Raw genomic sequence first — 24,676 nt, 5'->3', positions numbered from 1 at the left:
CATTTATCGCCAACCGCCCCCGAGGGAACGGTAAAGATCTACAACTGCGAACAGCTGATCTCTTTTCAAAGTGCTTACTTCCAATTCACTTTGTAATACGTTACTCTGTGCAACAATTACTTCCAGGTATGTAGCCCTGCCATTCTCAAACAATTGGCTGGCATTGGATACGGCCTGTTGTAATTTCTGCACTTTAACAGATGCGATATCGTACTGTGATTTGAGTTTCTCTATTTTCACAAGTGCGTCAGACACTTCTCCTACTGCTTCCAGCACATTCTGTCTGAAGCGGATCACAGACTGTTCTCTCTCCACCTTGGCTACTTCGAACTGTGTTTTCAGTTCTTTATGCTGGAACAACGGTTGTGCGATACCTGCTGTTGCCAGTCCGAAGAGTGAGGAAGGGATCTGGAACCACTCGCTGAACTTTACAGCGTTGATACCACCGCTGGCTGTAATGACCAGTGAAGGGTACATCCGTGCTTTGGTCACTCCCACCTTTGCGTTAGCCATTGTCAGGGCAAGTTCACTGCTCCTTACATCGGGCCTGCGGCCCAGCATGTCGGAAGGGATACCGCTGGACAATTTATCCGTCAGCGGATATTCGTTCAGTTTAGTATGCCTTTCTATTGCAGCTGGTAATTCACCAGACAGGATACGCAGTGCATTCTCCTGTACCGCCATACTCTGTTCAAGCTGCGGGATCAGCTGGGAGGCTGTTAACTGCTGTGCTTCGGCCTGTTGTACGGCCACCAGTGTAACCTGACCTGCATCATACTGTAAACGGATGATACGCAGGGTGCTGTCGTTCAGCCTGAGATTACGTTGTGCCACTTCCATCTGCTCATCGAGTGTGAGCAGGTTATAGAATGCTTTTGAAACTGTAGACACGATATCGGTCTGTAACAATTTCCTGGACTCTTCCGTTTGCAGATAGGCAGCTACTGCTGTCCTTTTCTGATTACGGATCTTACCCCAGATGTCGGCTTCCCATGCAAACTGTATGTTGGCGTTGTAGTCTTCCAGGTGCTGGGTACCCAGGAAATTATTCAGGCTGATACCATTCAGACTATTGTCAGACGGCCTGGTCGTACCTCCTGTCACATTCAGCGTAGCAGTAGGTATGTTGAGCAGTTTCGCCTGTCTTAACTGCAGCTTTGCAGCTTCAATGTTCAACAGTGCGATCTGCATATCGTAATTCTTCCGGATAGCGTTGTCTATCAGACCTTTTAACGTAGCGTCGGTAAAGAAGTTCTCCCAGGGGAGGCTTGCGATACTCGCGGTATCTGTCGTCTGAGGCGCGTTCCTGAATGTTGTGGGCAGTTCCGGTTGGGGCGTGGGGGTATCTTTCGATACCTTACACGCGTCCAGCAATCCGATTGCCAATAATCCTATTAAAAAATACTTATTTATCTGTGCTCTCATACTAATTCCGGTTTAACGGCTTTTGCCTTTTCATTGTTAACGACGGCGGGTGTCTTACCACTGATCTTTTCCTGGAGATACTGGAACATTACAAACAACACAGGGATCACAAATAGTCCCAGCAATACTCCGCTCACCATACCACCTGCGGCGCCAATACTGATGGAGTGGTTACCGATAGCAGAAGGACCATTGTCTCTCATCATCGGTATCAATCCTACCACGAACGCAAGGGATGTCATCAGGATAGGACGTAACCTCAGTCTTGCGGCTTCAAGTGCTGCAAATACCAGGTTCTTACCCTGACGTCTTCTCTGGCTGGCATACTCTACGATCAGGATCGCGTTCTTTGCCAGCAACCCTATCAGCATTACGAGGGCTACCTGCACGTAGATATTGTTGGAAATATCCGCGAAACGGATAGACAGGAACACGCCCAGGATACCAGTAGGAATAGACAGGATCACCGCCAGTGGCAGGATGTAGCTTTCATACTGTGCTGCCAGCAGGAAGTATACGAACAACAGACAGAGTGAGAAAATGATCACTGATTGTCCGTTAGAAGAGATCTCTTCCCTTGTCATACCGGAGAACTCGAAAGAGTAACCTGCGGGCAGGTATTGAGCCGCTGTTTCTTCCACAGCCTTGATCGCATCACCGGAGCTAAAGCCTGGTTTGGAGATCACGTTCAGTCCAATGGAGTTGAACAGGTTATAACGGGAAGTGTTTTCAGGACCGAACACACGTTTCAATGTTACCAGCGATTTCGCAGGCACCATTTCTCCCAGTCTGTTCTTCACGTAGATACCGTCCATCGCAATAGGTGCGGAACGTTCATCTTTCTCTGCCTGTAACATTACACGGTAATACTTACCGAAGCGGTTAAAGTCTGCCGCCTGTGAACTACCGAAGTAAGCGCCTACTGTTTGCAGCAAGTCCTTTACATTAACACTCAATTGTTCTGCTTTTTCTGCATCCACTTCCATTTCATATTGCGGATAGTCCGCTCTGAAGGTGGTGAACGCTACTGCTACTTCCGGACGTTTCATCAGCTCGCCGATGAAGCCATAAGCGATACCGGAGAATTTATCGAGTTTACCGGCAGTTTTATCCTGCAGCACCATATCCAACGCATCAACGTTACTGAAGCCTGGCACTGTCGGGAAGGTGAACACGAAGAAACTTGCATCCTGGATAGTCGCCAGTTTACCTCTTACCTGGTTCATGATCTCATTGATATCTTTCACATCTCCCCTTTCCTTCGCATCTTTCAGCAGGATGAAAGCCACACCTGCATTAGGGCTGGAAGCCTGTGTCAGGATGTTGAAACCGGACAGTCCCATCAGCGTCCTTTTGGATGGCAGATCGCCCAGCACCTTTTCTACCTGTTTGATCACACCTGTAGTTCTTTCAAGAGATGCACCTGGTTGCATAGACATGGAGATGGCTATGAAACCCTGATCTTCCGAAGGAATGAAACCGGTAGGTGTTTTCCTTACGAGGAAGACAGTCGCGAAGATCACTATTGCCAGGCCCAGGATACTGATCCATTTATGACGGATCAGGAAGCGGAGACTGTTGATATATTTACCTGTAAGACGATCAAAACCGGTATTGAAACCTGCGAAGAATTTCTCTTTGAAGGATGCCTTATGACCTTTTTCATGCGGACCATGATGAGGTGCGTCCTTCAGGAACAGCGCGGCCAGTGCAGGACTCAGGGTCAGTGCGTTCACGGCAGAGATCACGATAGCGATTGCCAGCGTAAATGCGAACTGACGATAGAATACACCGGTGGAGCCTTCCATGAAACCTACGGGGAGAAACACGGCCGACATTACCAGTGTAATGGAAACGATCGCACCGCTTATTTCGCTCATCGCAGAGATAGTGGCCTCTTTAGGCCCCATGTGTTTCTTCTCCATTTTCGAGTGCACCGCTTCGACGACGACAATGGCGTCATCCACCACAATACCAATGGCCAGTACCAACGCAAACAGCGTAAGCAGGTTGATAGAGAAGCCCAACAGGGAGATAAAGAAGAAAGTACCTACGATAGCCACAGGTACCGCAATAGCCGGGATCAGCGTAGAGCGGAAGTCCTGCAGGAAGATGAACACTACGATAAATACAAGAATAAATGCCTCGATCAGTGTGTGTTTCACCTGTTCGATAGAGAGATCGAGGGTATCCTTTGTATTATAGAGGATCAGGTGTTTTACACCTTTAGGAAAATCCTTTGATAATTTATCCATCAGTTTCATGATGGAGATCTGGATCTCATTAGAGTTGGAACCAGCCAGCTGGAAAGAGGCGATGTTGATACCAGGCTTACCATTCACACGGGTATAGTTACCGTATGTATAGGCGCCGAATTCAACTCTTGCCACATCTTTCAGGCGCAACATAGAACCGTCGCCGTTAGATTTGATCACGATGTTTTCATAATCTTCAGGCTTGGTGAGTTTACCTTTGTATTTTATTACGTACTCGAAAGACTCTGCACTGCTTTCACCGAACTTACCGGGAGCAGCTTCAAGGCTTTTGTCCTGGATAGCAGCAGTTACATCTCTTGGTGTGAGGTTATAGGCAGCCATTTGTTTGGGGTTCATCCAGATCCTCATAGAGTAATCTTTGTTACCACCAAAGATGATTGCCTGTCCTACACCCGGAATCCTTTTTATTTCCGGAATGATATTGATCTGTGCGTAGTTGGCCAGGAATGTCTGGTCATATACTTTAGGATCTTCTGAATACATATCAACCACCATCAGCAAACTATTCTGCTGTTTAGCGGTGGTCACACCGGCCTGCACTACTTCAGCAGGCAACTGAGAGGTGGCCTGCGCCACCCTGTTCTGCACGTTCACGGCAGCCTGGTCGGGGTCTGTACCCAGTTTAAAGTATACTGTAATCACGAGGGAGCCATCGTTACTGGCGGTGGAGGTCATGTAGATCATGTTCTCAACCCCGTTTATGGATTCTTCGAGAGAAGGTGCTACGGAACGCAGGATCGTTTCTGCGTTGGCACCAGGATATAATGCGGTTACCTGTACTGCCGGAGGGGCAATATCGGGAAACTTTTCCAGGGGCAGCTTCGCTAAACCGAGCACCCCGAGTATAACCATTATGATAGAGATCACCGTTGCGAGAACGGGTCTTTGAATGAATTTCTGCAACATAAATTACTGTTTTAGGAGAAAGGCAAGCGAACAGGGTCGAGATCAGTTCTGCGCAAGTTTTGCCTTTTCCGGTTTTACTTCGGTCCCTTCTTTCAAGCGGTCTACTCCTGTTACTACGATCACATCGCCAGGTTTCACGCCTTCACTTACCAGGTACTGATTACCGCTCGTGCCTATAACGGTAATGGCCTGACGGGCGAGTTTGTTGTCTTTTCCAACGGTGTATACAAAGATCCTGTCCTGTATTTCGATGGTAGCAGCCTGTGGTACGAGGATCGCATTTTTATGCTGACGCTCCAGTCTTACTTTACCGGTGTTACCTGTACGGATGGTACCTTTTGCATTAGGGAAGACAGCTCTTAAAGTGATAGCGCCGGTGTTCTTCTCAAACTGTCCGTCGATCATATCTACTTTACCCTGCTGGTCATAAATATGGTTATCTGCCAGTACGAGTGTTGCTGGCGGCAGATTCTTCAGCTTTTCTTCCAGCGTGCTACCGGCATAGTTATCTTTAAAAGTGAAGAAGTCGCTTTCACTTAATGAGAAGTATGCGTAGATCTCGTGTACGTCTGAAAGCTTTGTGAGTGGTTCAGGATCGTTCAGAGAAATGAGCGCGCCGGCTTTTTTTGGTATTCTGCCGATATATCCACTAACCGGTGCGGTAATGTTCGTGTAACCGAGATTGATAGCAGCAGCGGCTACTTGTGCCTTCGCCTGTTCTACATTAGCTGTAGCCACTTCGAGGGCGGTTTTTGCTGTACGCAGCTGGATATCGGATACCACTTTATTATTTACCAGCGGTGTTACTTTGTCTACTTCCAGCTGTGCATTCAGTACAGCAGCTTCGGCAGCATGCTGTGCAGCTTTTGCATTGTTCAGCTGTTCGCGGTAGCGGTGCTCGTCTATTTTAAATAGCGGCTGACCTGCTTTAACGAATGCGCCTTCATCTACATATACTTTTTCCAGGTAACCGTCTACCTGTGAGCGGATCTCTACGTTCACCTTTCCTTCAAGTGATGCCGTGTAATCGTTCTGCGTGTTGGCGTCTGCGGCACCAATCGTCACAACTTCCGCCGGCACAGCGGTAGGGGCTTCATTATGGGCAGACGAAGGCTTACAGCTGTATAACCCTGAAAGGATTATTACGACAAGCAAGCTCCAGTTTAATACTACTTTTTTCATGTTCTTATTGATTGTGTGTAATTGACAAAAGAATTCCCGGTTCGCATATTGACTATGCAAAATCAGTTATGAACAGCAAAAACATGTAATGCCGCAACCAGTGCCCGAAAGCAAAGATTACAGTTAGTTGTTGAAGGTAAAGCGAGCGATTAGGGTGTGATTATCGGAATCATCACCAGAAAAATAATTAGCGAAGGGTTGGCAGCAACGGATATAGCAACTAATTTATGTCATTCATCGGGTCGTTGGTTCCCGTAAAAAAGCCGTTGCCAGCTTCTTACTTAAATGAATAGTGAGGACGTTTTTATAAGGGAACGTTTATCCCCTTCCGTTACGTCAGCTCATGTTAAGTGTTAAATTATCTTACATCGTTAGTTCAAAGTTCTGAAATGACCGTTTCAAAATTACACAAAAAAAAAGCATAATTGCAAATCAGCTTCTTAAATGTTCTTTCGTATATGCTGCCATCTTTTTAACAAGGGTGGCATCTTTAAATTGAATATATGATTGTTTCCAGCCGCAAAAGCCGTTAAAGATAATGTGGGCGAGGACGACAGGGTCTTTATCTTCAGAGATCTCCCCTTTTTCTTTTGCCCTTTTCAAGAGATCAGTAAAAATACCGATCGTTCTGTCGCTAGCTTGTTTAATAATACGGCGCACGTCGTCATCGTCGCCGGCAAGTTCAAAGGAGGACTTCATTCCCATACAACACTTACAATCATAGATCGTACCTCCTACATACACGTCAATTATCTTTTCCAGTGTTTCCAGGGGGGATAAGTCCTTCAGACTTAAAACCGATTCATAATCCTGCGCTGCCAGGTACCCGTAGGTCCTCAGGCATTCGAGGAAAAGGTTATGTTTGTCGCCGAATGAGTTATATAAACTACTCCTGTTGATCTGCATAGCTTCCACCAGGTCCTGCATCGAAGTGGCATTGTAGCCCTTCAACCAGAACACGTCCAGTGCTTTCGCTATTTTCTCTTCAGGAATAAATTCAATGTCTCTAGCCATAACGAGGACAAAGGTACATTCTGAAACGGTCGTTTCAAAATATTTTTTTCCTTTGCCCGCCGTTATGTCAGATTTATGACATTATAGTCTGAACGAATAACCTACGGTAACAACGTAGTCGGCGAAGGCGGCATCGCCGTTCACCTTATTGGCAGGCGTACTTCTGGCCTTGTCCGTAACGCTTTGTGTACGTACCCTGCGAAGGGCCACAGGCACTCCCACGAACAGGCTGCTTTTCTTAAAGCTATAGGAAGCGCTTGGCTCCAGGGAAATAACATAACCAGGCCGGCGGAAGTCGCCGCTACCCCCTATCAGGTCATTTACCGGCAGACCTTCCAGTCTGGCGCCTATTGCGCCGGTGAACCCACGGGACATGAAATTAACGCCTCCCCTGGCCATGTATTGGTCGGGTACGCTGCAGATGGCTTCATTGGCGAGAGCTGGCGTCAATGTTTCCCGGTAGGTACGGGTACCGTTCTGTTCTCTTGGGTTAATCAGGTAATAGGCATTGGCATACAAGCCGAAATGCTTTGCAATGGACTGATAAGCATTTAATTCGACTGTGAAACCGGTACCGCCATCTCCCAGCTGGATGGACTGATCTACAGTACGCAGTTCCTTTGTGCCGTTGGGCCCGACGTTGTACCAGTAGTCTTTATAATCGTAATCGCCCGTGGCGAATTTAATACCTACTCCTAACTGCACATTCCCTCTTTTATGCTTTTCGGGGTCCAGCAGCCAGCGATAAGCGGCTACCCTTATATCGCCAAGCCCATAGGAATGCATGCTATGACGCTGGTTGTAATTATTTACTCCGTTGATAAGGCCATGTTCATAGAGGGAAGATCTGCTATTAATAAGCAGGGGAACATCTATCATCACACTCCAGTGCTTATTGAGTAAACGGGTGAGACTGAAGTCGATGGCTGTCTGGTGGTTGATCACTTCCGTGTGGTTCTCTGTCCTTTCCTTTTGCTCGTCGGAGCCTTTAAAGTGCTTATATGATTTAAAATATCTCCCACCCATGTTAAGGATCCATTTATCGGATCTTGCTTCAGTTTCATCAGGTTGGGAAAGTAAACATGAGGGTGTGCCGGTACCGCGCAATGCAACGCACCCCTGCGCTTGTGACTGATAAGTAATACAGGCGAATGCCGCCGACAAAAATACGACTGATAAAATTCTGTTCATGCTGTTCTATTTAGGGTAAAAGAAGACGTGACTTCATTGTTCAATAGCTACATAAAATCCATGTTCACTTGTTCATTACATGACTAAATGTTGGAATACTGTTCTTTAATGCTGATAATCCCTTTAACGTGTGATCCTGGTTGATAATGTTATCTATACATACGAAATATAGAAAATATTCCCGAGAAAAGGAAATATTCGCTTTTATTTAAAGCAGGCCACTACAGCTGATTTAACAAATATTTATACGCCGTTTTCCGGCCTGATAAGGTCTCCTTTCTTATCTTGTTACCGGAAACCTATACCATGCAACTGAAACATCCTGTTATCCTACTTGTCAGCAGCCTGTTGCTATCTTCCTGCGCAACTGTACTGACAAAAAAGAAGTACAACTTTAGAATTCATTATGCCCAGAAAGACACTAAGATCCGCTACAACGATAGTGTATACAATCAGCCTGCCTCTATAAGCGTAAAACGGTCGAGGGAGCGGCTCGTTTTCACTGCCTTTAACGACTCTGTTTCCCGGAAATATGAGATCAGGGCCAGGTTAAATCCAGTATTTTTATGGGGGGACCTGGGCTCGTCCTTACTCGTATACACTGCGCCCATTGTTTATGGCGTAGATCTTACCAATCCAAAACGGTTTCACTACGGCACTGATCTTTGGGTAGAGCTGAACGACACATCAACTGTCGCGATCCAGCCCAGTATTAATGGTGGTCTTGATGAAAGTGAGACTGGTCCGAATGACCCTATAAGCCGGCATTTCAATACGCAGCTTACACATAAGGGAGATCTTTACTGGTCGGTTTCCTGGCCATTGCTCCTGTATAATGCGAGTTATCCCGGCGCAGGCCGTAAAACAGCAGCAGGCGGTGCAGCCGTTGCAACAGGATTTGAGTACTACTACCGGAACAGACGTGCCCTGGGCATTGATGCAGGCATATCTACAACACCTGTTCATTGGGCGGAATATGAGCCTGTTGATTATGCGTCGTTTTATCCTGAAGAGAAGTTCTCCTCTTTATATATAGACCTCTATCATAAACACACTGTTAAAAGATTCAGTTTTGCCTATGGTCTCAACTATTCATACAACACATGGAAAAATACAGCCACTTCCTTTGAACTCAATCCTCCTGACATCGTACATGAAAGATATACGAACCATTCTTTCGGCGTTATGGCTTCGGGATATTATCAGCTCCATGAATATTTCAAATTTGGCGTTGTTTACAGACCTACGCTATTGAGAGTATATCCAGGCGTAACGCCGATATACCAGCACACTATCTCGTTTGACCTGGCGTTTACATTGAGGGTCAAACCAAAGAAAGAATAGTAATACTGCGTCAGATGGCTTAACTGGAGGGAAATATTTATTTATTTCCCTCTGAGGCGATCGCTTTCAGCTTGTTGTCTGCTATATCAATGAAACTACAGTCCTGCAGTTTTATAAGATCGTCAATCTTCTTTTCTGCGTCTTCAGTTTCAACCGTGTTGTCCATAACCCGGATATTAGATGTTGACTTCGCAGCTAACAGTTCGTTATGCAGTAATGTAAAGTGATTTTGGGATACAGTGATATTACTATGTACGGCTGTCTTACCGGTCGTCTTATTTTCCGGATGGATATTGATAACGGGTTCACCACATCTGATAAAACGGTTATTGCGAATGGTTACACCTTTCACCATTCCTGATTCGTACCATCCGGATGCATCGTCATTAATGAAGATACCGCTCATACGCGTGCGGTCCAGCGTATTATTTTCTATCACTACTTTACGGCGTGTAGTGGCCAGTATACCTCTTGTCGGTATCCGGGTAATGGTGCTGTGATGTATCCAGACTTCCGGCGTAGCTGTAGTATTCTCAACTGCATCTCCCACTTTCACTTCCGTTACTATATTATTCTTCAGTGTAAGCAGGATGTCTTTATCATTAAGTCTCTGTGCGCTGACTATTTTGTTTGTCCCAACTGACAACAATGTTCCGGCATTAATAAACGCAATACTATCGCCCGCGGCAAAGGCATCAAAGCCGAATGTTTGCGGATGCATGAACCGGACCTGTATCTTATTTCGTGCACTTATTTTGGTGATCTTCAGGTGTGTACCATGTACATTGACGGCGTCATCATTGGCAGCAGAGAGATAGGCGTTACTGACCTCTATCTTACCACTGCATCCGGAGAAGTGGAGTATATCCGCCCAGGCAGCGCAGGTACGGCCGCTGTTATCTGCTGGTTTGACAATAATGTTATCCATCTTTATCTGCCTGCAATACTGGCTAACCACTCCCATACCATGCATAAAGTTGATGCGGATATTTTTGAGACGGATATTCCTGCTGTATTGCATTAATATGCCTGCACAATCCCTGGTTACGTCCCTGTTCTGATAAGTAAGGCCCGCGTTAAACCCGGGATTCTTTCTGAAGTAGATGCGTACGGTGCTATCCGGCTGCAAAGCAACGCGGACATCTTTCATGTCTATATCGGTACGTGAGAGATCGTTCGTTCGCGGATCCAACATCTGCCAGTAGTTACCTGGCTGATAGCTCCAACCCTCGCCTACCCATGTAAGCACGCTGTCCTGAATACTGAACTTTGAGTCGGGATGTACCTTTACGTCTACATAATCTGTTCCGCTACCTGTTACAGTAAACTCTGAAACAGTAGGGCGCTGATAGTCATAGCTGCATCCTTCCAGTGTAAAGTTGGCTGAATTGTTTACGAACGTTTCTATCATTTTGCCATGTAATACAAAGGCCGCTTCATGAGCGGCCACCTGTACGAACTGACAACTGTCAAACATCAACGCTATGGCCTTTGGATCAAAGGGTTTATCGTTGGTATTCGAGATATGCAGTGCTTTCTTTAAAGCTCCATCGGGATACAGATCATATCTTCCTGGTGCAAACTTCACCTTTACAGGCGAGGTATCTGTGCCCTTCGCCATCAGCACCAGCGACTCATGAAATGCGCCGGGCGATACTACATCCACAACATCACCGGGGGCGAGATATAACTGATTCACACGTTTAAAGGTCTTCCATGCGTGCTCACGATCTTCACCGGTATTGTTATCACTGCCCTTAAGCGGATCAATGTAATATGTTGTTTTGCCTGGAGAGCGCTGTCTTTCTCTGGCAGCAGGGTACCCGGCTACCGCATTGCCCGGCTTACCTGCCGTGAATGTATACAGTTTACCCGCTTGTGTTGCGAAGGTATATCTGTAACCATTGTTGCTATTCGTTGCGGGATATTTACCAGTTGCAGCCATCAAAGCATTAGGACTGAGTAAGGTACATTGCCCACCGCTGTTTGAGCGGATCACCAATCTGGTTATCGCCCCCTCTTTCCATTGCATATCTACTATTTCAAAGTTTCCCCTGGCACGTAATCCTTTTATACTGCCGGTACGCCACTCCTGCGGCAAGGCAGGTAACAGCTGGATCTCTCCCGTCTGGCTTTGCACCAGCATTTCCGCAACGGCAGCAACGTAACCGAAGTTGCCATCTATCTGGAACGGCGGGTGTGCGCAGAACAGGTTATCATACAAACCACCACCCTGATCGTAGTTAACACCTGAGCCACCTACTGGCCTGAAGAAATTCCGAAGTATCTTATATGCATGATCACCATCCTGGAGGCGCGCCCAGAAATTTATCTTCCAGGCCATTGACCAGCCGGTAGATTCATCGCCTCTTGCATTCAGGCTCACCTTCGCAGCCTGCGCCAGTTCCGGCGTTTGCGTAACACTTATCTGCCTGCCTGGATGTAACCCGAAGAGATGAGATACGTGCCTGTGTTTATCATTAGGATCATCCCTGTCTGCTTCCCATTCCTGTAACTGTCCCCATTTACCGATCTTCGGTTTCAGCAAATGCCCGCGCATATCTGCCACGTGAGCGCGATAGGCAGTATCGATCTTCAGCACGTCCGCTGCTTCTATATAGTTCGTAAAAAGGTCGTACACTATCTGCTGATCGTGGGTTACACCGTCTTCAGTTGGCCCGTGTTCAGGCGACCAACCCATAGGGGCCACCAGTGTACCATCGGGACGACGTTTCAGATGATCATCCCAGAAGTTAACGATCTCTTTCAGGATAGGATATGCGAAGGTCCTGAGATAGTTTTTATCCTGTGTAAAAGCATAATGCTCCCAGATGCCCTGGGCATACCACGCGCTGCCCGGTGTGTTCCATTTAAAGCTGGACCCGCCGAAGATATTGTTCTCTGTTTTAACTGTCCAGCCGCGTACTCCGGGATATTCTTTTACTGTGCTTTCCTTTTTCACCTCGCGCATACTGTTGATATAATCGAGGTAAGGGATATGACATTCGGAAAGATTAGCCGGTTCCGCCAGCCAATAGTTCATCTGAATATTGATGTTGGAGTGATAATCACATCTCCAGGGGGGCGTATTACTTTCGTTCCACATCCCCTGCAAGTTGGCTGGTAGCCCGCCTTTACGGGAGGAGCTTATTAAAAGGTATCTGCCGTATTGAAAAAGCAGTGTTTCCAGTTCATGATCTGCGTTGTCCCAGTTCTTCAGCAGCCGCTGATTGGTGGGTAACTCACGCACGGTTTTATCTGTAGTACCAAGATCCAGTTTCACACGGCCAAAGAGACGCTGATAATCGGCCACATGTGCCTGTACGAGCTGCGCATATGGTTTAGACGCTGCTGTCGTTAAAGCCTTTTTCACTTTTATACCGGGCGCTTCACCTCTCCAGTGCTGCTCACGTTTATTGATATAGTCCGTTGCTGCGGACAATAATATTGTAAAGGCATCTGCATTTCTAATATGCAAGACGGAGCCGCCTGCAGCGTCCTGTCCGATCGAAACGGTACCTTTTTCCGCAATGATGCGGGCGCCTGCTTCGTAGGAAAGACCATTATCCAGTTTACCTGTTATACTGATCGTATTGCCGGTAGCCGAACACTGTGCATTATGCGCATCCCGGAGACGGACAGTAGCGCCGTATGCACCTTTCTTTCCGGCGGTAAAGCGCAGCACCATGATATTGCCAGGAAAAGAGGAGAAATACTCTCTTTTAAAAGAAGTGCCATTTGTGGTATAGCTGATCTGCTGCATTGACCTGCTGATATCCAGCTGTCTGCGGTAATCTGCCGGCACAGCCATAGCTGTATCCACTCCGTCAAATTTGATGAAGAGATCTCCAAAGGCCTGATAAGCGCCGGTTTCTTCTTCATCTCCCGTCCACAGGCTCAGTTCATTGAACTGAATGTGCTCCTCGGCGAGTCCGCCGAAGACCATACCACCAACTCTTCCATTCCCCATCGGATAGGCGTCCGTCATCCATGTTCCGGCGGGTTTCGTGTCCCACAGGACCATTCCTCCGGCAGATTTATTATCAGTGGCCTTTTGTGCGGATACAAGCCCATAAAACAACAATGCAAAAACGAGTAGAAGCTGGCGTATCATCAAGTCTTATTTAAATTAACAGATCCCTAAAAGAAACCGCTTAATCACCGTTAAAGCGATTAAGCGGCTCCCTAAAATAATAAATGTTACATCAATAATTATCGTTCTGTATTAATACAGGTTTATTTCTGTCGATTTCTATCTGTGGTAAGGGCCAATATTCAAACTCCGGACGATAGACCGTCTTTACATTAGGCGTCAACGGGTTCTGTACAAATCCATTTAATTTCTGCTGTGCGATGCCCCATCTGCGCAGGTCAAAGTAGCGCAAGCCTTCCAGTACAAACTCCACACGGCGCTCATGCCTGATCCTTTCACGCATTTCATCCTGGTTAAGGCCAGCGGGTAATGCAGGCATTGTTACTCCCGGACGGGCACGCACTTCATTTACCTGTTGGTACACACTGGCATCAGCGCCAACGGCTTCGTTCTGTGCTTCGGCATACATCAGTTTCACGTCGGCATATCTCAACCATACGTAGTCCTGGTCGTCCAGCAAACCTGGTTGAGGATCGGTAATCTTAGGGTCCAGCCATTTCTTTGCCGGATAAAAACCTTTCGTCCAGTTATTTACTCCGGGCGTACCTACGGTACCTGAAAACGGCCAGCCATTATCAGCGGGCGTATCGCCAGGGAAGAAAAAGCTCATGGCTTTACGGGGATCATTGGGTTCGTATTCATCGATCATGTTCTGCGTGCCCTGCAGGTCTTTATAACCGCTTCCAATGATGGCTGTCGTTATAGAGAAGGAATGTGCGGCAGCGGGCGCCTGGAATTGTACAGAGAACATGATCTCAGGACTGGACCGCTGGTCAGGCTTATAAAAGTTACCGGCGTAGTTGCTATTCAGGGAGAACAGCCCTCCGTCGATGATTGCTTTCGCCAGTGCGGCAGCTTCTGTGAATTTCTTTTCGAACAACAGCACCCTTACTTTTAAACCTTGCGCCGATGCTTTTACCGCGTGACCATTTGTGTATTTAACATCCGGTAAACCTGCGATAGCGGCATCAAGGTCACTGTTAATCAGTTTTAGTATTTCAGTGCGTGGCGACTTGCTTACTTTATTCTTAAAATCGATGGTCAGCGGATCTTCTGTAATAAGTGGCACGTTACCGTATGTCTGTGCCAGCATAAAATAGTGGAAAGCGCGCAGGAAAGAAGCTTCACCTTTGTACTGATTCAGCTTATCGCCTTCCAGCACTTTGTTTACGTTAGCGAGAAAACTATTGGCGGCAGCGATGCCTTTATAGGAAGTGACGTAGAGGCTTTCATCATTCGAAGTAGGGAAACCTCCCAGCGTAGATGTCAAACCTGCTATCAGTGCCTGTTGTGCACCGCCCTGATTATTCTGCGTGTAGGAGTTGTCACTGAAGTTCTCCCACCACATTGGTCCATATGCGCTGATCTGCCCACTTGTTGTTAGCAAGGTGCCATATAACCCTGTCAGTGCCAGGTCTGCATCGGCAGGCGATTTCCAGAATATGCCACTGGAAAGTTTATCGGGCGGCGTAACATCCAGCTTTTTACACGCTGAGAAAAAGAGTGCCGCGAAGAGTATGTATGGAGAGTATCTTTTCATAACTATTATGCTTATTAGAATTGAACAGACGCGCCTACTGTGAATGTGCGGTTTTGCGGATAGTTTGCAAAGCCGTACCAGGCGTCAGGTTTATTGTTGATGTCAAGTCTTTCAGGATCGGTTGCTACTTTCAGCGGTGTAAAAAGCGCCAGATTATCTACCGCAGCATACACACGCAGCGTTCTGATACCTTTTATCAATCCCTGTGGCAGCGTGTATCCCAGCTGTAGGTTCTTTATACGCATGAAGCTTGCGCTATACAGGTGATACGTTGACTGCACATTCGTGATCCGTGGATAGCCGTAGAAACCCATATAGATCTTAGGCATGGTGGCAGAAGGATTCTCAGGCGTCCATCTGTCCAGCCAGTCGGTAGTTGGCATTGCGCCCTGTGCGAAAGGATCTACGCCCCATTTATACAGGTATAATTTAGTGCCGTAAGAGCCATACAGTTGTACGCTGGCGTCGAAGTTGCCGAAGTTAGCACCCATTGTATAAGAGTATTCAAACTTAGGATATTGTCCGCCGTATATCGTCCTGTCATTCGCATCTACCTTTTTATCGCCGTTCATGTCTTTATATCTGATATCGCCGGGAGTAGGTCTGCCGCCGAGTGACGACTGATCAGGCGCCTGATCGATCTCCTGTTCATTCTGGAAGATACCGTCCATAGTTTGCAGGTAGAACGAGTTAATAGGAGAACCGTTACGCATGATGGTTTGTCCGTCGGGACCACCTATTTCATCTGCACCGAAAGATACCAGTTTATTACGGTAAGCCTGGAAATTAGCGACAGCATAGTAGCTGAATTTCGAGCTCAGTCTGTCCTGCCAGCGCAGTCCCAGCTCAATCCCCTTGTTGCTTACGGCGCCATTATTAACGATAGGTGCTGTTACGCCCAGTGCCTGTGGCACCTGTGATTGTCTTAAGATATCGTAGGTGTATTTATTAAACCAGTCGAAGGTGAAATTCAGCCTGTTATTTAATACGGCCATATCCACACCGATGTCTGTCATACGGGTAGTTTCCCAGGTCAGGTTAGGGTCTACGAGCATATTGGGAGCAAACCCCGAAACGATGTTACCTGCGAATGCATAGTTTGATTGATATAGCGTAGACTGGTATGGATAGACGCCAATGTTCTGGTTACCCAGGCGGCCCCAGGAAGCGCGTATCTTCAGGTCATTGAGCCATTTAACATCAGCCAGGAAATGCTCTTTGGAAATGCGCCAGCCGGCTGAAAAGGATTCATACAATCCCCAGCGGCTATTCGCAGGTAAACGGGAAGTACCATCATAACGAAGGCTCATTCCCAACAGGTATTTATCGTTGTAGTTATAGTTAACGTTGCCGTAAAATGAATGGATGATCCACTGTTCTGAGCGGCCACTGTTCGTCTGACCACTTGCCGCGCCTGCATCCAGCTCGGACAGTTCGTTGGTTGGATATCCGATACGGTTGGCACTCAGATAATTGTAATTGTCTACTTCCTGCTGTGCCCCCGCTAAAACAGTAAGGTCATGGCGTCCGAATGTTCTATGGAAGTTCAACTGGCTGTACACTGTAGAGTGTGTGCGGTCTTCCTGCATCTGCGTCAGTCCGGGGGTACCAACATCTGCATTGCGGTTATAGGAAAGATCGCTGTAGAGGTATACAGGAATAACAGGCCTGAAAGTTTTCTCTTTATTCAGTCTGAAATTGATACCTGCACGGTTTTCCCATTTCAATCCGTTAAGCACATCCACATCAAGAGAGATATTTCCCTGTCCATAGTAGTTGGGGTTACGCGTTCTCATGGTTGATGCCAGAACAGGGTTTTTGTTACCCAGTTCCCTGTCATATGCCTTCGTGATCCATTTGCCGTCTTCCGTTTGTGCGGGATATAATGGAGACTGTGCCAGCGTTGAAATATACAGGTCAGTAGCGTTGTTATAAGGGAACAGTCTGTCGCCATAGCGTACCTGAATGTTTGTTCCCAGCGTAACGCGTTTATGTACTTTAGAATTCAGGCCCAGCGCTACGGTGTATTTCTTGTATTCGAAACCGCGCATGGTACCCGGTTGATCGGTGTAACCCAATCCAACGCTATAGGTGGTTTGCTCGTTCCCTCCGCTTAAATTGAGATAGTGGTTCTGTACTGCTGCGGTACTGAACATATCATCCAGCCAGTTGTGATTTGGATACTTTACGCGGTCGGTGGCATTCTCGTATAAGGCGATCTGTTCGTCGGTATATACAGGTGCATTACCAGAGTTGGTTTGCGCCTCATTCAGCAGCTTCATAAAGGTCGCTGAATTAGTGATCAGATCAGGAAGCCTGGTGGGAGTAGCAAAACCTACATTGTAATTATACGATAATGAGAATTTTCCTGTGCTGCCTTTCTTTGTCTTCACTACGAGCACGCCGTTCGCACCTTGTGAACCATAGATAGCGGCGGCAGAGGCGTCTTTTAAAACGTTTACAGATTCTATATCATTTGGATTGAGGATAGCCAGATCACCAGGAACACCATCTACAATTACCAATGGTTTGTTACCGGCACCGCTGAAGGTACCCAGTCCTCTGATACGTAATTGTATTGTTTCGTTTCCCGGTTCGGCGGAGTTCTGAACGACAGACAGGCCGGGGAGTTGTCCCTGTAACAGTGAGGTAGCGTCGGTAGCGACCCTTCTTGTGAGGTCCTCTCCTTTTACGGTAGAGATGGCGCTGGTCAGCGTATGCCGGCTTTGTGTGGTATAACCGGTAACGATCACTTCACTCAGCTTCTTATCATCTTCCACGAGGCTGACATTTATAATCGTCCTGTTGTTTACAGCAATTTCCTGTTTTGCGAATCCCATGAACCCGAATATCAGTGTACCGTTGCCATTGGGCAGGGTCAGGCTATAGGAGCCATCTGCCAGACTCGCAGTACCGGTTTTGGTACCTTTAAGCTGAATCGTCACACCTTGCAGGGGAGCACCTTTACTGTCGGTGACCGCACCGCGTACGGTAAAAGCGGCAGCCTGACTTAATTGTTTCTGCCTGAGCGTAACCGTTTTCTGGTTGATGATATAATCGAGTGGTTGCCGCTCGAAAATAGATTTCAAGGCATCTGCTACTGAAGCGTTCTTCAGCGAAAGGGAAACCGGGGTAGCACCTTTTATCAGTTGGGTACTGTACAGAAAGTCATATCCGGTTTGTTGCTGAATAGAAAACAGTACTTCCTCTAAAGGGGCATCATGCACGTCGATATTGACTCTCTGGGCGTATGTACGCGCACCTACCTGTAATGTGGCGGTAAGAATTAATACAGAGATAAAATTTACAATCCGCCCGATCTTAATACGGGCATAACGTGGCACCCCGAACATTTGTTCAGTAAAAATTCTATACATTTTAATGTCAGGTTTAATTTACAATAGTAGTATTAGTCGTAAGTTTTTGCAGCTCATTTTACTATAATCTTTCGTCCGTCTATCTGGAAATGTACCAGACCTGTCAGTTCAAGACCTTTCAGCAGTTCCTGTATGTCCTTGTTTTTAGAGTAGGTACCGCCAAAAGTCCCCTGTGGCGGATTTCCCCTGTACTCTACCTCTACATCGTACCAGCGTTCTATCTGACGCATGATATCGTGAATAGTGTTGTTTCTGAAAACGAAGTAGCCTGATTTCCAGGCTACTTCCTGGTTGACATTCACATGTTTCTTTTCAATTCCCTGACGAGCGCCGTCAATAATACACTGTTCTCCGGGAGACAATAAAGTGGAAGCGGCGGCATTGGAAAAGCGGATCGATCCTTTCACCAAAGTGGCTTTCACCTTCTGTTCGTCCTTATAGGCGTTGATATTAAAATCTGTTCCCAGTACATGTACTACTGCGCGTTCCGTTTGTACTATAAATGGTTGTTGTTCGTTTTTACTTACTTCAAAATAAGCCTCTCCACTCAGTATCACTTTTCGTTCCTTTCCATTGAACACCTCTGCATAAGTGAGTGAGGATGCACTGTTCAGCCATACGCGGGTACCATCGGATAATGTGATGGTATACTGTCCGCCTCTTGGAACAGCAACGGTATTTACGGATGGCTCACGCCGGTTTTCCATGTTACCGTCCGAGGCGTAGGAAAGGCGGCCGTTCTGTTTGGTGATAGCACTGTTCCCTGTCCTGGCTATAACACCTTCTTCTGCATCATCCAGGGTGATAACATCTCCATTTGCCAGGGTAAGTGTGGCAGTGTTAGTACCAGGCTTGATTGGTGAGCCATTGGTCTTCGGTGCTGCCCTGTCTACAATAGGTTGTCCTTTCGGTGCTTTTCTGACAAGCAGGCTGCTGATGCCGGCGAAAAGTACCAGCATAGCTGCAGCGGCGGCCCACCACCAGGACCTGATCACTTTCTTTTTAGTGGTCGTTTGCATGATCATGCTGTAAATACGGCTTCCGGTTTCCTCGTCGACCGCCGGCATTCCCAGGGGATCATTCTCCAGGAAACGGAAATTATCCCGGTATTTCATCAGCATCTCTTCCTCTTCCGCTGTACATGATCCATCCTGGTATTTTTCGAATAATGCTATGTATTCTTCAGGTGTCATACTTATATAGTGTTTAAAATCGGAAGGGCACACACATACTTTTTAAATTTTTTCAGAAAATATTTTAAGGTTCTGAATTATTGCTAATTTTATATGCCACTTTATGAACCACCATTCCACGGATCTTGAACTATGGGACGGCGTCGTCTCTGATAACAGCAATGCATTTGCGCTGTTATATGATCGTTATTGGAAAAAGTTATATCAGACTGTCCGCTATTATTTAAAGGATGCTGCTGCTGCGGAAGAGATCACACATGACGTATTCGTATCACTCTGGGAGAAGCGTAAATCCAGCAGGATCCAGCACTTCCAGCATTATATACAGGCAACTACCCGGTATCATGTTTATAAATACCTGAGAGATGCGAAGATAAATTGTGTTGAATATCTGGACCAGTTCCCGGAGATGGATGCTACGCCAGTGTATAATATTGCAGCGGAGAAACTGATATATGAGAATATGGAATCACAATTAGCGAATTTACTACAAGACCTCCCACGCAGGTGTCAGGAAATATTCTGGTTGAGCCGGGTAAATCATTTGAGTAACCAGGAAATAGCGGACAAATTACATATCTCTAAACGTACGGTAGAAAATCAGATCACTATTGCATTAAAGACATTGCGGGTTTCCTATCCGCAGTTTATACTTGCGGTGATGATCAGTCATACCATGTTCCATTAACAGGGCTTATCGTTTCAATGATTGAACGTTGTTCGCTTCATGTTTGTTCCCCGGGATAAATCCCGGGGCTACAAACATGGAGACCCCTACCGGGATCAAATGCCGCGTATGTTTATGATGCCAGGACCTTCTTAAAGAACTCTATTGTGCGGCCCCACGCAAGATCAGCAGCTGCTTTATCGTAGCGGGGCGTCGTGTTGTTGTTAAATCCGTGGTTTACACCTGGGTAAATGTAGGCGGTGTATTGTTTATTATTCTCTTTCAATGCAGCTTCGTATGCAGGCCAGCCTTCGTTCACGCGGGTATCTAATTCTGCATAGTGCAGTAACAGCGGCGCCTTTATCTGTGGTACCTGCGCTTTGTCTGGCTGTCCGCCATAGAAAGGCACTGCACCTTCCAGGTCAGGAATACGAACTGCCATCAGATTGGCGATTGCACCACCAAAGCAAAAGCCGACCACTCCTACTTTACCGTTACATTCAGGATGTGTTTTCAGGTATTCAAAAGCCGCTATAAAATCTTCCAGCATTTCTCCTCTGTCCCTTTTACTCTGCAACTCGCGGCCCTGATCGTCGTTGCCCGGATAACCACCCAGCGGCGTTAACGCATCGGGAGCAACAGTAATAAATCCTGCTAATGCAGCTCTTCTGGCAACATCTTCGATGTGCGGGTTCAGACCACGGTTCTCATGGACAACAACAATACCACCCAGCTTCTTTGTGGCAGCGGCAGGTCTGGACAACAATGCCTTCATTTTCCCACCGCCCTTTTCAGAATTGTAATAAATATATTCTGATTTCAGACGCGGGTCGTCCGCCCTTACCTGGATGGCGGCCTTGTAATCGGGCATGAGGAAACTCATCAGGGAGGTCACTGTCAGACCACCAACGGCATAGATGGAGAGCTTTTCTATAAAGTCCCTTCTATTCACCCTGTTATGGGCATAGTCGTCATACAGGTCAAATACTTCCTGTTTGATGTCCTCTTTCTTGATGTCGTTTGGGTTCATATGGAGTGGGTGTTTCTCTTAAAGATAATCACGAAAAACGAGATTTACCAGAGGAGTAAATGATCTTTATGCCATGGGGGCAAGATGTCGAACAGGCACCTGAAATGACATATTAAGCCGGTGGCGTAAGGTTAGGGAAAGATTTGTGGAATTTTTATCCGTCCTGCATCTTAACTTCAAATCTTTAAGTATGAGAATATTAGTTCTTAGCCTGTCCCTATTACTACCACTTGCCGGCTACGGTCAGGACCAGGTAGCAAAAAGTTCCCCGGAAGCTGTAAATGAAGAAATGCTATATTCCCATGAGGACATACAAGCGTTGAAAAAATCTGCCGATTCTCTCAACCTCCGTTTTCTCCAGTGTGTGCCTAACCCTGTATATTATTCCTTGCCACAGACCCAGGCAACAGAAATGACACTCACTATTGAAGGGAAAAAGGCCGCCTTTCTGGAAGCTCGCCTCCAGCAGGGCATTTCTATTGAACAGCTGTTGAATGAATTTCCCGGAATAAAAATTAAAGACAGCTCCCATGTTATTCTGTCCTATAAAACCGGATATGACGAATACCAGAAGAAAAATGTCACCACTTTATATAACGGTGACGGGAATGGATTTTCCCATACCTATTTTGATCAGCTACCTACCGGCAGCTGGATATACAGCATGAGTGATGATAAAGAAAAGGAATACCGCAGTATAGAGGTCTGGCTCCTTGACAAGCCCTTTACGACTATAAAGCTCCCTATAGCATATTCCAGGATGATACAGTATGCCGATTGTATGATCGACACCACCACTAAGCTTATGCTTAGCAAGGGAGGGTTCGGAGAGGAAGAGAACAAGCCGTTTCAAGCCCTGGAAGGAATAGTATATCGGAAGACAAATAAAAATGTCGATCCCAGATATTATACTTATCTGAACGAAAACGACATAAAATATATTCAGCGGGAATACTACCAGAACGATAGTATAAAACTGCTGTTAGACCGTGCTGTTAAAGAGGCCCTGGAGAAAGGGAATGGTAGTATCCCCCTGGAAAAAGCGGCCAGGGCCATCTATTCCCTTGACACGGTCTTGTTAATGAAACGTTCCCGCGTTGTGTATGGCAGCTGCAGCCAGGATGATGCTCCACGCAGGCATGCACGCGATATAGCGGTGTTAGCGTCTCAGACACATCAATGGCCTGTATTTATCAGGGCACATCTCGATATTATGAATGATTACTTTGGCCGCATGTCTGATGGGAGTTATGCGGAACAAGGCCGGAAAACCTATCTCCGCGAACTGGAGTTACTGGATATACCTGCGCAACAGTTACTGCTGGGCACTATTTTCATGACCAGTAATCTTCCCTCTTCTCACTACACCGGGGACCTACGTCGTATAGGCAGAGCGTTTACAGAATCAGCGTATGCGGCAGCGTTTGAAGAACAGATAAAATCCATCCTGAAGGATAAAGATCTCGATCCATTCAACAAATGCATCTTCTTCCTGCTCTATCTGAATTACTGTTATCGCCAGCCGCTTCAGAGCGATACGGACGCTAAGATTAACGAATTGAAGGCGGCATCAGACTCTTATCCGGAGTTTATCCAAGCGGGAATAAGAGGGATTAGATAAAGGCACCTACGCATTGAATTGTCAGCATTTCCCTGATCAAGATATACTAAACGGGAAATGCTGACAATTCAATTAAAGCGTTTTCAGATAATCGATGATAGCATTCACTTCTGCCTTATCCAATAACTGATAGCTGGGATGATGAGGTATATGCTATGTTTTACACCAGCGCCTTTCCACCGGCGGCACGTACTTCTTCAGCAACTTCGTCCAGTACTTCTTTTCTGCGGGCAGCAAGCACTACGTTGCACTGATATTTGCCTAACATTACTGCCACTCCACGACCGAATCCGCTTGATGCACCTGTAACGACGAAGGTCTTTCCTTTAATCTTCTGCTGACCCGACTGTGAAAGCTTAGCGGTTGCACATGCTGTTAAAAATGTGATGAAGATGAATACAAAACAGCGACTGATACATGTTCCGTAACAAACAGGTGAACGTCTTTTCATATTCTTGCTTTAGCACGGTGCACCCAAAGTTCATGCCCCGCATAAAGCCAGGGGCCGCTCAGAAACGTTCATTACGTTTCTGAGCGGCCCCTGAAATATCTTGTCTAACTACTTTATGATAACAGTTGCAGGCTTTTCGGTAACAGCTTTTAATCGTTCTATTTCTTCCAGGTAAGGCTTTCTGTAAGTTTCCAGAAAATGCCTCTTAGAATCGCGTACAGAGCTGACACCGCCAATTAACTTAAGTGTCCAGATATAACACCAGGCAAAGTCTATCTGTCCTGGTAGAAACCCTGATCTTGCGCTTGCAGGATAGAGGTGGTGATTGTTATGCCATTCGCCAGCAACGATACCAGGCCACCATTGGTTGATAGATTTGTCTTTTGAATTATAGTCGAAACCAGGAACTTGTTTCAGTTCACCTTTTGCATGACCTTCATAATTGAAAGTTCTCACACCTACTGCCCATATGAAGGTACCACATAAGATGGCAGCCAGCAGGTGAATACCACCAATGGCATAGAACACGGCCATCCAGAAAGCCCAGTTGCCGTATGTGGCGACAACAGCATGTAAAGGATTGGCAATTGATCCCCATTTGAGATATTGGGCATAGGTGTTGGTTTTAACGCCGGTATGGCTCATCAATGCAGCTGCTTTGTTGTAGTCCTCTTCGCTCAGATCTTTAGCGATCGGCTGATGGTTTACATCTGCCAGGAAACAGTACAAAAAGCCTCCTTCGGCATTATAAGGATCTCCCGGCTGATCGGACAGTGAATGATGTACGTGATGAGACACTACATAGATCTCTTCAGGTATCATTTTAAATACGATGTTCGCTGTAAAAAAGCGCCAGAATTTATTGCTAAAGCTATAAGCCTGATGTGTTCCGTAACGGTGATACCAGATGGTACCATGTGTTCCCATGAAAATCATCCCATACACAAAACCTACCAGCAGATACCAGATGTTAAAATCCTGCGCCTGCTGCACGATGAATATGAAGAAAAAAGGCAGCAACAACAACACGTTGAACCACGCAAAAAACGGCAACCAGTTTTTACGTGATCTCATGATATTAAGTCTACGGAAAAATTCAGTAAGCAGTTGCTTCACAGTAGGTTTTACAAGCTGACCGTTGCTGTCCTTCCACCCATAACTGGGGGTAGCCAGCACATTCTCAATAAAGGACATATTTTCAGTATAAATTTCGATACGGACATAGAACTCCCGCAACCCATTCGGATCAGCGTTAAGCTAAAGGTTCGCATACAGTGATAAGATCGTAAACGTGAATAAGACTACT

General features: G+C 46.4%; 15 protein-coding genes. 3 read left to right on the top strand and 12 right to left on the bottom strand.

The features are described 5' to 3' along the window. Positions 1–3 precede the first annotated feature (3 nt). The 5 genes from C7475_RS00775 to C7475_RS00755 form a co-directional block, all read right to left on the bottom strand. Positions 4–1,425 carry a TolC family protein gene (locus C7475_RS00775; RefSeq protein WP_110049995.1) on the bottom strand — a complete coding sequence of 474 codons (1,422 nt, stop codon included), beginning with the start codon at positions 1,423–1,425 and terminating at the stop codon, positions 4–6. Next, positions 1,422–4,607: an efflux RND transporter permease subunit gene (locus C7475_RS00770; protein WP_110049992.1), complete on the bottom strand. Its 3,186-nt coding sequence runs from the start codon at positions 4,605–4,607 to the stop codon at positions 1,422–1,424. The genes C7475_RS00775 and C7475_RS00770 overlap by 4 nt, the downstream gene beginning before the upstream one ends. Before the next feature lie 42 nt (positions 4,608–4,649). Beyond that, a complete protein-coding gene (locus tag C7475_RS00765; RefSeq protein WP_110049990.1) occupies positions 4,650–5,789 on the bottom strand; it encodes an efflux RND transporter periplasmic adaptor subunit in 1,140 nt (379 codons plus the stop codon). A 432-nt stretch (positions 5,790–6,221) separates the two neighbouring features. Further along, a complete protein-coding gene (locus tag C7475_RS00760) occupies positions 6,222–6,803 on the bottom strand; it encodes a TetR/AcrR family transcriptional regulator (RefSeq protein WP_110049988.1) in 582 nt (193 codons plus the stop codon). Between the two features lie 81 nt (positions 6,804–6,884). Next, positions 6,885–7,994, bottom strand: a complete 1,110-nt coding sequence (locus tag C7475_RS00755) for a hypothetical protein (protein WP_110049986.1) — start codon at positions 7,992–7,994, stop codon at positions 6,885–6,887. Positions 7,995–8,300: 306 nt separating this feature from the next. On the opposite strand from C7475_RS00755, the gene C7475_RS00750 reads away from it, so the two are divergent. Then, a complete protein-coding gene (locus C7475_RS00750) occupies positions 8,301–9,338 on the top strand; it encodes a hypothetical protein (RefSeq protein ID WP_110049984.1) in 1,038 nt (345 codons plus the stop codon). A gap of 37 nt (positions 9,339–9,375) precedes the next feature. On the opposite strand, the gene C7475_RS00745 is transcribed toward C7475_RS00750, so the two are convergent. From C7475_RS00745 to C7475_RS00730, 4 genes are all read right to left on the bottom strand, one after another. After that, entirely contained in the window at positions 9,376–13,452 is a 4,077-nt protein-coding gene (locus C7475_RS00745) for a glycoside hydrolase N-terminal domain-containing protein (RefSeq protein WP_110049981.1), read from the bottom strand. 91 nt (positions 13,453–13,543) lie between these two features. After that, positions 13,544–15,031, bottom strand: coding sequence for a RagB/SusD family nutrient uptake outer membrane protein (locus C7475_RS00740; protein ID WP_110049979.1), 1,488 nt, complete (start codon positions 15,029–15,031; stop codon positions 13,544–13,546). 14 nt (positions 15,032–15,045) lie between these two features. Next, positions 15,046–18,408 (bottom strand): TonB-dependent receptor, encoded by a 3,363-nt coding sequence (locus C7475_RS00735; RefSeq protein ID WP_110049974.1) that lies wholly within the window; start codon positions 18,406–18,408, stop codon positions 15,046–15,048. 53 nt (positions 18,409–18,461) lie between these two features. Then, positions 18,462–19,601 carry a FecR family protein gene (locus C7475_RS00730; RefSeq protein ID WP_110049972.1) on the bottom strand — a complete coding sequence of 380 codons (1,140 nt, stop codon included), beginning with the start codon at positions 19,599–19,601 and terminating at the stop codon, positions 18,462–18,464. Between the two features lie 103 nt (positions 19,602–19,704). On the opposite strand from C7475_RS00730, the gene C7475_RS00725 reads away from it, so the two are divergent. Next, complete coding sequence (locus tag C7475_RS00725; protein WP_110049970.1) at positions 19,705–20,289, top strand: RNA polymerase sigma factor; 585 nt, start codon at positions 19,705–19,707, stop codon at positions 20,287–20,289. A gap of 112 nt (positions 20,290–20,401) precedes the next feature. On the opposite strand, the gene C7475_RS00720 is transcribed toward C7475_RS00725, so the two are convergent. Further along, the gene (locus C7475_RS00720; RefSeq protein WP_110049968.1) at positions 20,402–21,298 is read right to left on the bottom strand and encodes a dienelactone hydrolase family protein; all 897 of its coding nucleotides are present in this window, start codon (positions 21,296–21,298) and stop codon (positions 20,402–20,404) included. Positions 21,299–21,488: 190 nt separating this feature from the next. Between C7475_RS00720 and C7475_RS00715 the strand changes: the two genes are divergently transcribed. Continuing rightward, positions 21,489–22,919 (top strand): hypothetical protein, encoded by a 1,431-nt coding sequence (locus C7475_RS00715; RefSeq protein WP_110049966.1) that lies wholly within the window; start codon positions 21,489–21,491, stop codon positions 22,917–22,919. Positions 22,920–23,079: 160 nt separating this feature from the next. On the opposite strand, the gene C7475_RS00710 is transcribed toward C7475_RS00715, so the two are convergent. Further along, positions 23,080–23,370, bottom strand: coding sequence for an SDR family NAD(P)-dependent oxidoreductase (locus C7475_RS00710; protein ID WP_110049964.1), 291 nt, complete (start codon positions 23,368–23,370; stop codon positions 23,080–23,082). Positions 23,371–23,478: 108 nt separating this feature from the next. Beyond that, the gene (locus C7475_RS00705) at positions 23,479–24,564 is read right to left on the bottom strand and encodes a fatty acid desaturase (protein ID WP_110049961.1); all 1,086 of its coding nucleotides are present in this window, start codon (positions 24,562–24,564) and stop codon (positions 23,479–23,481) included. Positions 24,565–24,676 lie beyond the last annotated feature (112 nt).

The sequence above is a fragment of the Chitinophaga sp. S165 genome (assembly GCF_003182155.1).
Lineage (GTDB): Bacteria > Bacteroidota > Bacteroidia > Chitinophagales > Chitinophagaceae > Chitinophaga.
Note: the sequence above shows the minus strand (reverse complement) of the source record. Positions and strands in the feature narration are given on the sequence as shown.

What these genes read in the sequence shown, in the direction of transcription:
- C7475_RS00725 (WP_110049970.1), top strand. Translation starts at nt 19,705, where the DNA reads ATGAACCACCATTCCACGGATCTTGAACTATGGGACGGCGTCGTCTCT.
- C7475_RS00705 (WP_110049961.1), bottom strand. Translation starts at nt 24,564, where the DNA reads ATGTCCTTTATTGAGAATGTGCTGGCTACCCCCAGTTATGGGTGGAAG.
- C7475_RS00715 (WP_110049966.1), top strand. Translation starts at nt 21,489, where the DNA reads ATGAGAATATTAGTTCTTAGCCTGTCCCTATTACTACCACTTGCCGGC.
- C7475_RS00745 (WP_110049981.1), bottom strand. Translation starts at nt 13,452, where the DNA reads ATGATACGCCAGCTTCTACTCGTTTTTGCATTGTTGTTTTATGGGCTT.
- C7475_RS00760 (WP_110049988.1), bottom strand. Translation starts at nt 6,803, where the DNA reads ATGGCTAGAGACATTGAATTTATTCCTGAAGAGAAAATAGCGAAAGCA.
- C7475_RS00770 (WP_110049992.1), bottom strand. Translation starts at nt 4,607, where the DNA reads ATGTTGCAGAAATTCATTCAAAGACCCGTTCTCGCAACGGTGATCTCT.
- C7475_RS00720 (WP_110049968.1), bottom strand. Translation starts at nt 21,298, where the DNA reads ATGAACCCAAACGACATCAAGAAAGAGGACATCAAACAGGAAGTATTT.
- C7475_RS00740 (WP_110049979.1), bottom strand. Translation starts at nt 15,031, where the DNA reads ATGAAAAGATACTCTCCATACATACTCTTCGCGGCACTCTTTTTCTCA.
- C7475_RS00710 (WP_110049964.1), bottom strand. Translation starts at nt 23,370, where the DNA reads ATGAAAAGACGTTCACCTGTTTGTTACGGAACATGTATCAGTCGCTGT.
- C7475_RS00750 (WP_110049984.1), top strand. Translation starts at nt 8,301, where the DNA reads ATGCAACTGAAACATCCTGTTATCCTACTTGTCAGCAGCCTGTTGCTA.
- C7475_RS00735 (WP_110049974.1), bottom strand. Translation starts at nt 18,408, where the DNA reads ATGTATAGAATTTTTACTGAACAAATGTTCGGGGTGCCACGTTATGCC.
- C7475_RS00775 (WP_110049995.1), bottom strand. Translation starts at nt 1,425, where the DNA reads ATGAGAGCACAGATAAATAAGTATTTTTTAATAGGATTATTGGCAATC.
- C7475_RS00755 (WP_110049986.1), bottom strand. Translation starts at nt 7,994, where the DNA reads ATGAACAGAATTTTATCAGTCGTATTTTTGTCGGCGGCATTCGCCTGT.
- C7475_RS00765 (WP_110049990.1), bottom strand. Translation starts at nt 5,789, where the DNA reads ATGAAAAAAGTAGTATTAAACTGGAGCTTGCTTGTCGTAATAATCCTT.
- C7475_RS00730 (WP_110049972.1), bottom strand. Translation starts at nt 19,601, where the DNA reads ATGACACCTGAAGAATACATAGCATTATTCGAAAAATACCAGGATGGA.